The sequence below is a fragment of the Kribbella monticola genome (genome assembly GCF_003261635.1).
Lineage (GTDB): Bacteria > Actinomycetota > Actinomycetes > Propionibacteriales > Kribbellaceae > Kribbella > Kribbella monticola.
Genome location: NZ_QFXK01000039.1, coordinates 135842 through 149784 on the forward strand (window position 1 = coordinate 135842; position 13943 = coordinate 149784).

Genomic DNA, 13943 nt, shown 5'->3' on the forward strand with positions numbered 1-13943 from the left:
CCGGGTCCACTAGACGCAGTCATGCTCTTACAACGAGCCACATCCGGCGACGGGTAACTTCTTTTCATGCCGCTGCGCGATCTTCCCACTGAATCGACGGCAGCGGCGGCTCTGTTACGGACCGAAGAGCTCCGGCATCGAAGGACCTTACGACGTACGCCGTGGCAGAGTGCGACGCTCGCGTGTCTCGCTGTCGGGGCCGTGTTGTCCGTCCTGGTTCCGGGTCCGACGGGCACAGACTGTTATCTCTGGCGGGCAACCACCCAGCCGGTCGACGGTCGCGGCGCTGCCCTCGTGCTGCCGATCGCCATGCTCGCCCTGGTGCTCGCGGATCGCCTTGCTGCGGACCACTTCCGCTATCGGCAGCAGGTCCGGGGATGGGGCGCGACCGGACTCGCTGTCATCACCGCGACGGCCTGGATCGGCCTGACCGGCCAAGGGCGGACGGGCTGCTCCACCTCACCGGCTGTGATCGGCATCGTCACCTGCGGCACCCTCGCAGCAGCGGTCGCGGCCTGGTGGGCGATCCGTACGCAGGCACCCCGGCCGCTACTCCAGGACGTCGCCGAAGATTCTTCCGCCGGACCGCTCAACCAGTCCGAATTGCGAGAAATCTTCGTCCGGCTCACCACACAAACCGACGTCCCAGCCTGTACGCCGATCGCTCCGACCGTCGCCGGAACGCTCGCCGCACTCCTGCTGCTCTCCACCGTGCTCCCCTGGCGCGAGCTGATCGACCCGGTGTCGATCGGCCCGGCAGGCGCCGAGGCGGGCCTCGCCCGTGCCCAACTCTGGGACCTGCCGTACGCATCCACCTGGGCTCTAGCTCTCGCCGCTTGCGCAACAGCCACTCTCGCAGCCGCCATACTCGCCCTCGTACGTCCCGGGGCCTTTCTTCCCGTACTACGAACGGCAGCGGTCGCCACCGGCTGCCTGGCCGTCACCGGAGTCCTCGCAGCTCTCCTGCGCCTCCCAGCGAGGCTCTCCGACGGCGTCGGCTACCGCCCCGGCCTGGGAGCCTGGCTGGCCCTTGCAATCGGCGTACTCCTTCTAGCCTTCGCGCTGACCACCACCGCTCTCTCCGTACGCCGTCAGTCCCGCGGGCGGGCCCTGCGCGTTGCGGCCGTCCTCGTTGCCGGGTTGGTCGCTACTGCAGCCGGCCTGGTGGCACCAGCCGCGGCAGCACCGCAGTACGAACCGCAGGTGGTCGCAGGGGTTCCGCACCCGCTACTGGACCTGCACGGTGGCCAACTCGTCGACCGGCTGGGGATGCGGGTCGCGATCGGTACCTCCGACCCACTGGACTCGATCGCGGCCAGGCTGGACGGTACGCCGGGTGAGTGGTTGCTTGGCCGAACCGGCTCCGAGGGGTCGACCGTGTTCGAGTACCGCGACGGCTTCGCCTTGCCGAGGGTCGCACTCAGCCATGGGGTCACACCGCCGGCTCTGCTCGGTGTCGCCGACGACAAGCTGCTCATGCTGGCCGGCGGAGCTGCTCAGAAGCGCTGGGCCTTGCTGGCCGTTCCGCTGAACCTGGTGGCGGCGGATGTCAGCCTCAGCCACACCAACCCGGACGGCACCCTCTACGTGACGCCTGGCGTCGACATCTACGCAACTGGCGTCGGTCCGGCGTTGACGCATCGGAACGCGGATCGCTCGATCGTCGTCTGGGGCGCCACCTCCACCTGGCAGATCCCCGCGAACCAGTTGCGGGCCGGAATGGACCTCACGCAGTTCCTGGTCGCCCCTGGACCGGGCGCAGCCGGAAACAGCGTCTCCAGCGGACCGGACGGCACCACAGCGTGGCGTAACAGCGAGACGGGGCTGGCTCTGCTCCGGCGAGGCGGGCAGCCGCAGGAGGTGACCGGGATTGCTCCGGCCGGTTGCCGGCTGAGTTCCGACGCGGCCAGTTCCTCACTCACGGTCGATTCGTTTGCTGTCGACGTGCGGGGGAATCTGTGGCTCGGCGGCAGCTCACCTACCGCAGTACTGACGCCCGACGGGTTGCTGCGGCAACTGCCCGGCCCTGTGACGCAGGTGGACAGCATGGAGGCCAGGCCGGACGGGTCAATGCTGCTGGGCGTTTCGCCGGGTGGTGGCGATCAGGTCCTGGAGATCCCCGACGCGGCCGCCTCCGCTTCGTCGTACCCGGTGTTGCCTGAACCCGAGCCGCGCTGTGATCGCAGGAAGGCGGCGAGCGGCAGTACGCCGTACAGCGTGAGGTTGCTGCCTCCTGTGCCGGTTGCCGATCCGCCTGTGACAGCAGAGGGCGTGGTGGGCAAGGCGACGTCGGGGACGAACACGGAACTGGCGTTGGACTCCCGTGGACGGCTGCTGCGGCTAGCGGTGCCCAGCTCCGCGCGTGTGTGGGCTCCTGATGGGCGGGGCGGTCTCTGGTGGACAGTGTCGCGCGCGTCGGGGGACGAGGCGGCAGTGCATCTTGCTGGCGGTAGGGCGACCGTTCTGCGGGGTCCGGACGTTCCTGACCCGCAAGGCGAATTCGCTGCGGCTGCGGGCGATCGGCTGGTCAGGGCGATCGGTGGCGGTCTCTACGACTTCTACGGTCCCGGGCGGGAGGTGAGCCGGGTCAAGGTCAGTGGTTCGCTTCGGCAGAAGGGGTTGGTCCAGCTCGCATCGGGGGACGTCGCCATGGTGATCGACGAGCAACTGCTGCTGGTCAACAGATCCGGCAGATCCACCAAGTTGTTCGGCGGCGAGGCGACCGGCTGGCCCGTGGCGTCCGCCGGCAGACCGGACCAGTGGACCACCGACGGCGACTGGTTCACCGGACCGGACGGAAAGCTCTGGGGGTACGACGGCAGCGAACTGGTCCGTGTGGATGGACCAGGCAGAGTCACCGTCGTCGCCGGGCCGGCCCAGGGAGTCCCACAGGCAGCCGACGACGTCACCGTGATCGACACCGCCCTGTACTTCGACTCGGCAACGACGTCGTCGAACTGGAGCCGCCGCGATGAGTGCTGCGCCGGCTCACCCTTTGCCGCCGGACGAGGAACTCAATCGGCGGCTCGACCTTGTTGAGCAGACTCTCGCGAGCAGGCAGCACCGCTGGTTCGCCACAGTCACGCTTTTGACGTCGTTGGCGTCAGGGGTGACGTTGCTTCTGCCGTGGACGTACAGCCGACGGCTGGGCGAATCGGTCTGGCAACTCGGTTTCGAGGTCCAGCCGTCGCTCCTCCTGGCCTGGCTGGCCGGTTTGATCGCCTCGGCCATAGCGCTGTCCCTGCGCCCAGGACCGGCCGCTCAGGCCGCCACGGCAATCACCGGAGTCATCGCCCTCATCTTCGTCGCCGGCAGTTGGCAGGCGACCACCCTGGACGCCCTCAGCGACGTCTGGCCCGGTCCAGGCCCAGCCGTCGCCATCGCCACCGGCCTCACCTGGATTCTCAGCGTCTCGGCCCAACTGATCGCCGACCGCCCGCATCCCACCACCCCCACCACGGAGTCCCTCCAAACCACCATCACCCACCTCCGCCAAACCCACTGACCCCAATCCCCCCGCACCCAGCTGCCCCCGCCCCCGTCACACCCGCCAACCCCGGCCACACCCGCCGACGCCGCCCCCCAGCGTGGACAGCGAAGAGCCCCGCGGACCTGAGGTCCGCGGGGCTCTTGCTTGCCAGGTCTTGCTGTCAGCTGTCCTGGAGGCCGGAGGGGCCGCCGGCGATTTCGGTCAGCTCCAGGTCCGGGTTGGGAGCCTTCTGGGTGCCGGTGAAGGTGAAGTACTCCCGCAGGCCGTCCTCGTTCACGGTGCCCTCAGGGGCCACGTCGACGAGCACGATCTGGCCCGGGCGCAGTTCCCCGAACAGGATCTTCTCGGCCAGCACGTCCTCCACGTCACGCTGCAGCGCGCGACGCAGCGGGCGAGCACCCAGGACCGGGTCGAAGCCACGCTCGGCGACCAAAGCCTTCGCCGCCGGGGTGAGCTCGATGCCCATGTCCTTGTCCTTGAGCCGCTCCTCCACCTGCCCGACCATCAGGTCGACGATCTTGACGATCTCTTCCTTGCCGTGCTGGTGGAAGACCACGATCTCGTCGACGCGGTTCAGGAACTCGGGCCGGAAGTGCTGCTTGAGCTCCTCGGTGACCTTCGCCTTCATCTTCTCGTACGAACCGCCGACGTCGCTGGCCTGGGAGAAGCCGAGGCTGACCGCCTTGGCGATGTCCCTGGTGCCGAGGTTCGTGGTCATGATGATGACCGTGTTCTTGAAGTCGACCACGCGGCCCTGGGCGTCGGTCAGGCGACCTTCGTCCAGGATCTGCAGCAACGAGTTGAAGATGTCCGGGTGGGCCTTCTCCACCTCGTCGAACAGCACCACGCTGAACGGCTTGCGGCGGACCTTCTCGGTCAGCTGGCCGCCCTCTTCGTAGCCGACGTACCCAGGAGGCGAGCCGAACAGCCGCGAGGCCGTGTGCTTCTCCGAGTACTCCGACATGTCGAGGCTGATCAGCGCGCTCTCGTCGCCGAACAGGAACTCGGTCAGCGCCTTGGACAGCTCGGTCTTACCGACACCGGACGGACCGGCGAAGATGAACGAGCCGCTCGGCCGGCGCGGGTCCTTCAGACCGGCGCGAGTACGCCGGATCGAGCGCGACAGCGCCTTCACCGCGTCCTCCTGGCCGATGTAGCGCTTGGCCAGCTCCTTCTCCATGTCCAGCAGCCGCGAGGACTCCTCCTCGGTCAGCTTGAAGACGGGGATCCCGGTCGCGGTGCTCAGCACCTCGGCGATCAGCTCCTCGTCGACCTCGGCGACGACGTCCATGTCGCCGGCCTTCCACTGCTTCTCCCGCTCGGCCTTCGCGTTGATCAGCTTCTTCTCGTCGTCGCGCAGAGAAGCCGCCCGCTCGAAGTCCTGGGCGTCGATCGCCGACTCCTTCTCCCGGCGGACGTTCGCGATCTTCTCGTCGAACTCCCGCAGGTCCGGCGGAGCCGTCATCCGGCGGATCCGCAACCGGGCACCGGCCTCGTCGATCAGGTCGATCGCCTTGTCGGGCAGGAACCGGTCGGAGATGTAGCGGTCGGCCAGCTGCGCGGCGTTGACCAGGGCGGCATCGGTGATGGTCACCCGGTGGTGCGCCTCGTAGCGGTCGCGCAGGCCCTTGAGGATCTCGATCGTGTGCGCGATCGAGGGCTCGGCGACCTGGATCGGCTGGAACCGGCGCTCCAGGGCGGCGTCCTTCTCGACGTACTTGCGGTACTCGTCGAGGGTGGTGGCGCCGATGGTCTGCAGCTCACCGCGAGCCAGCATCGGCTTCAGGATGCTCGCCGCGTCGATCGCTCCCTCGGCCGCACCGGCCCCGACGAGGGTGTGGATCTCGTCGATGAACAGCACGATGTCGCCGCGGGTGCGGATCTCCTTGAGCACCTTCTTGAGCCGCTCCTCGAAGTCACCGCGGTAGCGCGAACCGGCCACCAGGGCACCCAGGTCGAGGGAGTAGATCTGCTTGTCCTTGAGGGTCTCCGGCACGTCGCCGCGGACGATCTGCTGGGCCAGACCCTCCACGATCGCGGTCTTGCCGACACCGGGCTCACCGATCAGGACGGGGTTGTTCTTGGTCCGCCGGGACAGCACCTGCATGACCCGCTCGATCTCCATCTCGCGCCCGATCACCGGGTCGAGTTTCGATTCGCGGGCCGACTGGGTGTAGTTCCGGCCGAACTGGTCGAGCACCAAGGAGCTGCTGGGGGCACCCTCCGCAGGTGCACCAGCCGACTGCGTCTCCTTGCCCTGGTACCCGCTCAGCAGCTGGATGACCTGCTGCCGGACCTTGTTCAGGTCCGCACCGAGCTTGACCAGGACCTGCGCGGCGACGCCCTCACCCTCGCGGATGAGGCCGAGCAGGATGTGCTCGGTGCCGATGTAGTTGTGGCCCAGTTGCAGGGCCTCACGCAGGGAGAGCTCCAGAACCTTCTTGGCGCGTGGGGTGAACGGGATGTGCCCACTCGGAGCCTGCTGTCCCTGGCCGATGATTTCCTCGACCTGAGAGCGGACAGCCTCCAGCGAGATACCCAGGCTCTCGAGAGCCTTGGCGGCGACACCCTCACCCTCGTGGATCAGGCCGAGCAGGATGTGCTCGGTCCCGATGTAGTTGTGGCTGAGCATCCTGGCCTCTTCTTGAGCCAGGACGACTACCCGACGGGCGCGGTCCGTAAATCGTTCAAACATCGCCAAAGCGCTCCTTGCCTCAGAGGAGTCGGACGTGCCGTGTTGCCCGACCCCCGTACATGCATGCTAGTCCCCGGCACCGACAGGCTCGCTCTCAGCGAACACGCCACCACCTCCGGTACGGCCGTGGAGTGGGGATCACAAGGGAACAACCTCCGCGGCCGCTCCGGTGTTCCCGGCGCGCCCGGTGTTCGCCACCAGCGAATTCGTCACCTTCGTTGTCCGGTCAGGCACCGATTCCGGCACGAGTCCCGAACTGTGTCCACACTGTGAAACGGCCGGAATGCGGACGGTCCCGATGCCAATCGCTGGCACCGGGACCGGCAGTCCGTGGTACGGGGACGTGAGTGGAGTGGAATTACTTCGCGTCGTTGTACGCCGCCCGTACTTCGGCCGAGATCCGGCCGCGCTCGCTCACCTCGTAGCCATTTTCCTTGGCCCAGGCGCGGATATCGGCGGAGTCGGTCGCGGACCGGCCCCGTCCCCGCGTGCGCCCGGCGCTGCCCCGGCGGCCGGCCACCCGGCGACCGGCGCCGACGTATCCGGCGAGGGCGTCGCGCAACTTGGCGGCGTTCTTCTTGGACAGGTCGATCTCGTACGTCGAACCGTCCAGACCGAATGTCACGGTCTCGTCGGCCTTACCGCCGTCGAGATCGTCCTCGAGAACCACCTGAACCCTTTGCGCCATCGCTGACAGTCCTTTCCGCGCCCGTCAACGGGCACAATCCCCCTGCCGATTAGTTGCACCCTGATTTGTACCGCACAAACCGGTTCGCTGTCATTCAACAGGCGGAATGGAGGGTAAAGATGTGACTAAACCCTCCAAACCGATCGACGCAGCGCATCCGTCGTGACGATGGGTATTCACGCGGCTTCGCCGACGACGTACGAAGAAATCGGACCCGGGGAATGGATTTGGCCGATGGTTGTGCTATGCAACAGATCCCCGGGGCCGAAACTTCTCACTCCGGCCGGAGCAGCGGGAACAGAATCGTCTCCCGGATACCGGCACCGGTGAACAACATCACCAACCGGTCCAGACCCATTCCGAGTCCACCGGCCGGCGGCATGCCGAACTCCATCGCGCGGAGGAAATCCTCGTCCAGGTCCATCGCCTCGGGATCGCCGGCCGCGGCCAGCAACGACTGTGCCACCAGGCGTTCCCGCTGGATCACCGGGTCGTTCAATTCCGAGTACGCCGGCGCCAGTTCGACCCCGTTGATGATCAGGTCGAATGCCTCGACAAGGCCCTCGATCCGGCGATGCGGCTTGGCCAACGGCCGGACCGCGGCCGGATAGTCGGTCACGAAGGTCGGCTGGATCAAGGTGTGCTCGACCAGCTTCTCGTACAGTTCCAGCGCGATCTCGCCGGCATTCCAGCCCGGTTGCAACTCGACCTGGTGCTGCTCGGCCAGCTTCTTCAGCACGGCCGCGTCGGTGCTCACGTCGACCGCTTCACCGACCGCGTCCGAGATCAGCTCGAATACTGTCGCCTCGCGCCATGGCGCGGTCAGGTCGATCTCCGAACCGTCACGTGCGGTCACCACCGTGCGACCGAGCGCTTCACCGGCATTCAGGATCAGATCGCGCAGCAATGTCTTCATGGTGTTGTAGTCGCCGTAGGCCTGATATGCCTCGATCATCGAGAATTCCGCGGCATGGGTGGAGTCCAGGCCTTCGTTGCGGAACGTCCGGCCGATCTCGTAGACCCGGTCGACGCCGCCGATCATGGCCCGCTTGAGATCGAGCTCGAGCGCGATCCGCAGCAGCATGTCCTGGTCGAAGGCGTTCAGGTGGGTCCGGAACGGCCGGGCCGCCGCCCCGCCGTTGGTCAGCTGCAGGACCGGCGTCTCCACCTCGACGAAGCCCTGCGCGTCGAAGGTGGACCGCAGCGACTTCAGCACCGTCGCCTTGGTCCGGACCATGTCGCGGGCCTCCGGGCGGACGATCAGGTCGACGTAGCGCAGCCGGACGCGTGACTCCTCGCTCAGCGGGGTGTGCTCGTTCGGCAGCGGCCGGAGCGTCTTGGCCGCCATCTGCCAGGCCGTCGCCTGCACGGACAGCTCGCCGCGGCGGCTGGTGATGACCTCGCCCTGGACGGCCAGCAGGTCGCCGATGTCGACCAGCGCCTTGAACCGGGCCAGCTCCTCCTCGCCGAGGTCGGCCAGCGACAGCATCACCTGTAGCTCCGTGCCGTCGCCCTCGCGCAGCCGGACGAAGCAGAGCTTGCCGGTGTTGCGCAGGAAGATCACCCGGCCGGCCACCGCCACCTGCTCGCCGGTCCTGGTGTCGGGCTCCAGCTCCTGGGCGTCGTACCGCTCGCGGAGCTCCTTGAGCAGGTGCGTTCGCTCGACCGAGATCGGGTAGGGCTGCACCCCCTCGGCCAGCAGCCGGTCACGCTTCTCCCGGCGGACCCGCATCTGCTCGGGCAGGTCGTCCTGCCCGCTGTTGGGGTTCACCGGGGTCTCGCGTGCGTCAGTCATGCCCAAAGGCTAGTGACTGAGCGCCTCCGCAGCCGAATCCTTTGTCCACAGCCTGCTCCGCAGCACCAGTACGCCGGCCGCGACGGCGGCGACCGCTGCCAACCCACCAGCCGTCACGAAGGTCGGCCGTGTTCCCAGCACAGCTCCCGCGGCGCCGCCGAGGAGGAGTGCCAGCAGACTGCAAGCGCGAGCGGTACCGCTGAGGGCGGCGATGACGCGGCCGCGGCGCTCTTCCGCGGTCCTGGTCACCAGGAGTGTGCTGACGGCGGCGTTGAGCATTCCGCTGGCAAGGCCGATGGCGACCGCCCCGATCAGCAGCACTACGACGTTTCTGGCCAGTCCCATCACGACGCAGGAGACGCCGATGCCGGCCATCCCCAGCAGGACGGCTCGCGAGCGGTCCAGGTCGTCCTTCAATCGACCGGTGAGCCAGGCACCGGCGATCGCTCCGGCCCCCTGAGCGGCCAGCACCACGCCGTACCCGGTCGGGCCGAGGCCGAGGTCGTCGGTGATCAGGAACACCTCGACGATGTTGACCGCCTCGCCGACGAGGATGAAGACCCACAGCGAGGGCACGAGGATCCTGAGCAGGTCGTCCGCGAAGATGCTCCGCAGTCCGGCGGTCATCGAGCCACGCTCGCGCACCACGCCCGGCTCCGGACGGCGACGGGTCCTCACCAGCCCGGCTATCAGTGCGAGTCCGGCGAAGGTCGAGGCATTCACCAGCAGCGCACCTCTGGCGGACCAGCCCACCAGTACGCCGCCCAGCCCCGAGCCGGCCAGCGTCGCGACGCCGATCAGCGCCTGGCTCGCGCCGGTCGAGCGGCCGACCCGTTCCTCGCCCACGATCCGCGGAATCAAGGCTCCCCACGCCGGTCCCGCCACCGCCTGGCCGAGTTGGAGTACGCAGACGAGCGCCAACGTCGCCACCAGGCCGTTGCAGAAGGCGAGGCCGACTCCGGCTGCCGCCTGCAGGATCGATGCCCACACCAGCACCGTGCGGGAGTCACAGCTGTCCACGATCCGGCCCGCGAAGGGGATCATCGCGACCGTCGGTACGGCGAAGGCCAGCAGCAGCGCGGTGATCGCGGCGGCTCCGCCGTGGTCGGAGATCCGCAGCATCAGGGCGACCAGAGCGATCGAGTCGCCGGCGTACGAGACCGCCCGGGCGGGCAGCACCAGCCGGATGTCGCGGTACGACCAGATCGAAACGTGAAGTACTTGCTTCATAGTTATGAAGTTAATGCTTCATATTCTGATCCGTCAAGCAACCCGCTACGCTGTCGCCGTGGCCCCGAAGAACAAGCGCGCGGTGAAGAAGCGCGTGGTACTGACCGACCCGCGGGCGATCCGCGCCCTGGCCCACCCGGCCCGGCAGCGGATCATCGACGAGCTGTACGGCGGCAAGGTGCTGACCGCGACCGAGTGCGCCGAGCTCGCCGGGCTGACCCCGTCGGCGACCAGCTACCACCTGCGGGCCCTGTCGCGCTGGGGCATCATCGAGCGCGCCGACACCTCCGCCGACGGCCGCGAGCGGCCCTGGCGGGCCCCCGCGCAGAGCCTGGTGATCTCGTCGCAGTCCACCGGTTCGGGCCGGCTGGCCAGCCAGGCGATGATGCGGACGAACGTGAACCGGCTGATCGAGCAGTTCGAACAGATGTCCGGCGACGACCCGTGGGACGAGCTGAGCATGATGTCCCGCACCCGCTTGTGGCTCACCAAGGCCGAGGCCGAGAAGCTCGGCAAGGAACTGACCGAGGTGATCGAGCGCTACCGCCGGGCTCGCACCGCCACCAACCATCCGGCCGGTACGCGCCAGGTGAGCACCCTGCTGGCCGTCGTACCGGTCGGGAAGCCGCCGGAAGAAACCTGACTGTTAGGACACAATCGCCCGCGCGGGCGTACCGTCGAAGTAAGAGGTACTCCGCCGCGTAGGTGATCGCATGCAGTCCTGGCTTCTGTGGTTGACGATTGCCGCCGTCCTCGGCATCACCGAGTTGATGACGGCCACCCTCGACCTGCTGCTGCTCGCCGTCGCGGCCCTGGCCGCCGCCGGGGTGGCCGCGATCGGACTGGGCACCGGCCTGCAGTTGCTGGCGTTCGCCCTCGCGGCCGGCGCGATGATCACGCTGGTGCGGCCGGTCGCGCGCCGGCACCTCAGCTCGCATCCCCAGTTGCGGACCGGAGTGGCCGCGCTGATCGGCCGGGAGGCCGTCGTCCTGAGTGCCGTCGGCCGTGAGCCGGGGCGGGTCCGGATCGGCGGCGAGGAGTGGTCCGCCCGGTCCTACGACCCCGATCTGCTGATCCCGGCCGGGACCACCGTCGACGTCTTCGCAATCGAGGGCGCGACCGCCCTTGTCCATCCCCGGGAGGATCCATGGCCGAACTGATCGTCGGACTGGTCGTCGCTCTGCTGGCTGTCGTGCTCGTACTGCGAACGGTGCGGATCGTGCCGCAGGCCAGAGCCAGCAACGTGGAGCGCCTGGGCCGCTACCTGCGCACCCTCGAGCCGGGCCTGAACGTCGTCATCCCGTTCATCGACCGGCCCCGGGCGCTGATCGACCTGCGCGAGCAGGTGGTTTCGTTCGAGCCGCGCTCGGTGATCACCGAGGACAACCTGGTGGTGGACATCGACACGGTGCTGTACTTCCAGGTCACGGACCCGCGCGCCGCGGCGTACGAGATCTTCAACTACATCCAGGCGATCGAGCAGCTCACCGTGACCACGCTGCGGAACGTGATCGGCAGCATGGACCTGGAGAAGACGCTGACCTCGCGCGAGCACATCAACTCGACGCTGCGCGGCGTGCTGGACGAGGCGTCCGGCAAGTGGGGCATCCGGGTCAACCGGGTCGAGCTGAAGGCGATCGATCCGCCGGTGTCGATCAAGGAGTCGATGGAGAAGCAGATGCGGGCGGACCGGGAGAAGCGGGCCACCATCCTCACCGCCGAGGGGCAGCGGCAGGCGCGGATCCTGACCGCGGAAGGTGACCGGCAGGCGGCGATCCTGCGCGCCGAGGGGCAGGCGAAGGCGATCGACACGGTCTTCGAGGCGATCCACCGCAACGATCCCGACCCCAAACTGCTCGCCTACCAGTACCTGCAGATGCTGCCCGAACTGGCGAAGGGACCGGGCAACACCTTCTGGGTGATTCCGTCCGAGGTCACCTCGGCACTACAGAACGTGACGAAGGCCTTCAACGGAACGAACCCTGAAATCCCCCGGGATTAACGAAAGTGTGAAGTAACTGGTTGCCTCCGGATGAAAGGATGGCGGCATGGGGGCAACTACTCTGCACGCACTGGCCATCGCGATCCCGACCGGCGGGATCGCGATCGTCGCGTATCTGGTGGTCGGACTCGTCATCGGCGTCGAGAGCATGGGGGTGCCGCTCCCGGGTGAGACCACCCTGGTCGCGGCGGCGCTGCTGGCGTCCCAGGGCAACCTGAACATCTACTTCGTGATCGGCGCCGCCGCGGCCGGTGCGATCATCGGCGACTCGATCGGCTACTTCATCGGGCGCAAGGCCGGTCGCAGCCTGTTCGAGCGGCTCGGCCGGCGGTTCCACCACTTCTCCGAGGACCGGATCGCCAAGGCGGAGAAGTACTTCCACAAGTACGGCGTCTGGACCGTGTTCTTCGGCCGGTTCGTGGCGCTGCTGCGCATCTTCGCGGGCCCGATGGCCGGCATGCTCCGGATGCCGTACCCGCGGTTCCTCGCGGCCAACGCGGCCGGTGGCATCGCCTGGTCGACCACGATCGGCGTGGTGGCGTACAAGGTCGGCGACAACGCGGACAAGATCTTCGGCCAGGTGTCGGTCTGGGCCCTGGTCGCGATCGCGGTCGTCGCCGTCGCGGCGTACGTCGTCCTCAAGCTCCGGCGGCGCCGGGTCGAGGCGCCCAGCGGGCCGATGCTCGTCGAGGCCGTGCCGGTTCCGGCCCAGGTGCAGCCGGACGACGCGGAGACCTCAGCGGACGCGTAGTACCAGGCTGCCGGTGGCGGTTCCGTAGACCGCCATCCCGAGGTACTGCGTGTTCGGCACCAGGAACCGGTAGGCGAACATGCCCGGCCGGGTGGCCCGGAACGCCAGAGCGGCCCGGCCGTTCTTGATCGGGGTCTGCTTGATGCTGACCCAGGCCTTGCCGTTCCAGAACTGGAAGATGGCCTGCTGGTTCATGTTCGGGCGGACGGCGAGGACGGCGGTGACGACGTCGTTGCGGTTGCGCACGTTGCCGCCGGAGTACAACGCGCTGGCGATCTGGATCTTGCTCCGCGACAGAGCGGGCTTGCTGCTGGACGCCGTCGACAGGTTCCCGACCCGGCTGGTCAACGGCACGTAGGCGCGGAAGTTCCTCGTTCCGCTCGCGTTCACCCGCACGTCGAAGTACCCGCCCAGTTGCGTCACGCTGCGGCCGACCTGGACCCAGGGGCCGCCCGCCTTGCTCTGGCCCAGCAGCACCACCGGCAGCCCGGCCGAACTGGTCCGCCGCGCAGCGCACAGGCTTTCGGCGCAGCTGATCTCCTGCTGGACCGTCCGGCCGCGGATCGGCATCGACAGGCCGAATGTCCACAGCGTGGGTACGGCGAGCGAGGTGGAACTCGTCCGGCCCAGGATCTCGCCACCGGTCAGCGAGGTCCATTCGTTGGTCGCCCGGAGCTGGAAGTAGTACGGCGGCCGCAGGTTCTTCACCACCTGCCGGGTCGTGGTCGTCCCTGGACCGACCACGCGGAACGGCTGCCCCGCCGTACCGACGACCGGGACGTACAGCTGGCTGCCGCGCGGCACGTCGAGCGGGTCGCCCGGGGAGAAGTCGGGCTCCGGCGGAGGTACCTTCCAGGTGACCACCACGTCGTTGCCGGTCGGCGTCGCCACCGCGTCGGTCGGACGCAGCGGGCCGTCGGTGTCGAACATCGGCGACAGCGCCGCCTTGCTGGTCACCCCGCCGATCGACGTACCGATCTCGACCGCGACCTTGTAGTTGCCGTCCGGCGGGAAGGCCGAGGCCGGGATCGCCCAGGTGTTCGGCTCGCTCGCCGCGAGGTATTTCACGTACGACGGGCTGGTGCTCACCACGCCCTGGATGGTGATCCGGTTGGGCGCGTCGGAGTCCTTCCAGCTGACCTGGACCGCCTGATGGGTGTTGTCCGCCCAGCCGATCGTCACGCCGGTCGGCACCGGGTCGGACGAGCAGGCGGTCAGCGTCGACGCGCCGAGGAGAAGTGCGAACGCGACAGCGGGCACCTTGCGCATCACGTCTCACCTAACCTTTACAG

The 13943-nt window shown here is 68.0% G+C and carries 11 protein-coding genes; 6 read left to right on the forward strand and 5 right to left on the reverse strand.

Annotation, left to right across the window (positions count from 1 at the left end):
- Window positions 1-201 precede the first annotated feature (201 nt).
- Both DIZ26_RS32030 and DIZ26_RS32035 read left to right on the forward strand, forming a co-directional pair.
- The gene (locus DIZ26_RS32030) at window positions 202-3039 is read left to right on the forward strand and encodes a hypothetical protein (protein ID WP_112248299.1); all 2838 of its coding nucleotides are present in this window, start codon (window positions 202-204) and stop codon (window positions 3037-3039) included.
- 70 nt (window positions 3040-3109) lie between these two features.
- Window positions 3110-3505: a hypothetical protein gene (locus DIZ26_RS32035; protein ID WP_157979874.1), complete on the forward strand. Its 396-nt coding sequence runs from the start codon at window positions 3110-3112 to the stop codon at window positions 3503-3505.
- 145 nt (window positions 3506-3650) lie between these two features.
- Here DIZ26_RS32035 and DIZ26_RS32040 read toward each other — a convergent pair whose 3' ends face one another.
- From DIZ26_RS32040 to DIZ26_RS32055, 4 genes are all read right to left on the reverse strand, one after another.
- Window positions 3651-6185 (reverse strand): ATP-dependent Clp protease ATP-binding subunit, encoded by a 2535-nt coding sequence (locus DIZ26_RS32040; protein WP_112248301.1) that lies wholly within the window; start codon window positions 6183-6185, stop codon window positions 3651-3653.
- 358 nt (window positions 6186-6543) lie between these two features.
- Window positions 6544-6873 (reverse strand): histone-like nucleoid-structuring protein Lsr2, encoded by a 330-nt coding sequence (locus tag DIZ26_RS32045; protein WP_112248302.1) that lies wholly within the window; start codon window positions 6871-6873, stop codon window positions 6544-6546.
- 274 nt (window positions 6874-7147) lie between these two features.
- On the reverse strand, window positions 7148-8668 hold the full coding sequence (gene lysS, locus DIZ26_RS32050; RefSeq protein ID WP_112248303.1) for a lysine--tRNA ligase: 1521 nt from the start codon (window positions 8666-8668) through the stop codon (window positions 7148-7150).
- Between the two features lie 9 nt (window positions 8669-8677).
- Window positions 8678-9898, reverse strand: a complete 1221-nt coding sequence (locus tag DIZ26_RS32055; protein WP_112248304.1) for an MFS transporter — start codon at window positions 9896-9898, stop codon at window positions 8678-8680.
- Between the two features lie 58 nt (window positions 9899-9956).
- On the opposite strand from DIZ26_RS32055, the gene DIZ26_RS32060 reads away from it, so the two are divergent.
- The 4 genes from DIZ26_RS32060 (at window position 9957) to DIZ26_RS32075 (ending at window position 12651) form a co-directional block, all read left to right on the forward strand.
- Window positions 9957-10541: an ArsR/SmtB family transcription factor gene (locus tag DIZ26_RS32060; RefSeq protein ID WP_157979875.1), complete on the forward strand. Its 585-nt coding sequence runs from the start codon at window positions 9957-9959 to the stop codon at window positions 10539-10541.
- A gap of 70 nt (window positions 10542-10611) precedes the next feature.
- Window positions 10612-11058, forward strand: a complete 447-nt coding sequence (locus tag DIZ26_RS32065) for an NfeD family protein (protein WP_112248306.1) — start codon at window positions 10612-10614, stop codon at window positions 11056-11058.
- Complete coding sequence (locus DIZ26_RS32070; RefSeq protein WP_112248307.1) at window positions 11046-11900, forward strand: SPFH domain-containing protein; 855 nt, start codon at window positions 11046-11048, stop codon at window positions 11898-11900. Before DIZ26_RS32065 ends, DIZ26_RS32070 begins: the two co-directional genes overlap by 13 nt.
- A gap of 46 nt (window positions 11901-11946) precedes the next feature.
- On the forward strand, window positions 11947-12651 hold the full coding sequence (locus DIZ26_RS32075) for a DedA family protein (protein ID WP_112248308.1): 705 nt from the start codon (window positions 11947-11949) through the stop codon (window positions 12649-12651).
- Here DIZ26_RS32075 and DIZ26_RS32080 read toward each other — a convergent pair.
- A complete protein-coding gene (locus DIZ26_RS32080) occupies window positions 12637-13920 on the reverse strand; it encodes a fibronectin type III domain-containing protein (protein ID WP_112248309.1) in 1284 nt (427 codons plus the stop codon). The two genes, DIZ26_RS32075 and DIZ26_RS32080, sit on opposite strands and share 15 nt — an antisense overlap.
- Window positions 13921-13943 lie beyond the last annotated feature (23 nt).

Bases quoted from the DNA above. Each gene is read 5' to 3' on its own strand.
- DIZ26_RS32075 (WP_112248308.1), top strand. From the start codon at position 11,947: ATGGGGGCAACTACTCTGCACGCACTGGCCATCGCGATCCCGACCGGC.
- DIZ26_RS32080 (WP_112248309.1), bottom strand. From the start codon at position 13,920: ATGCGCAAGGTGCCCGCTGTCGCGTTCGCACTTCTCCTCGGCGCGTCG.
- DIZ26_RS32070 (WP_112248307.1), top strand. From the start codon at position 11,046: ATGGCCGAACTGATCGTCGGACTGGTCGTCGCTCTGCTGGCTGTCGTG.
- DIZ26_RS32045 (WP_112248302.1), bottom strand. From the start codon at position 6,873: ATGGCGCAAAGGGTTCAGGTGGTTCTCGAGGACGATCTCGACGGCGGT.
- DIZ26_RS32065 (WP_112248306.1), top strand. From the start codon at position 10,612: ATGCAGTCCTGGCTTCTGTGGTTGACGATTGCCGCCGTCCTCGGCATC.
- DIZ26_RS32040 (WP_112248301.1), bottom strand. From the start codon at position 6,185: ATGTTTGAACGATTTACGGACCGCGCCCGTCGGGTAGTCGTCCTGGCT.
- DIZ26_RS32055 (WP_112248304.1), bottom strand. From the start codon at position 9,898: ATGAAGCAAGTACTTCACGTTTCGATCTGGTCGTACCGCGACATCCGG.
- lysS (WP_112248303.1), bottom strand. From the start codon at position 8,668: ATGACTGACGCACGCGAGACCCCGGTGAACCCCAACAGCGGGCAGGAC.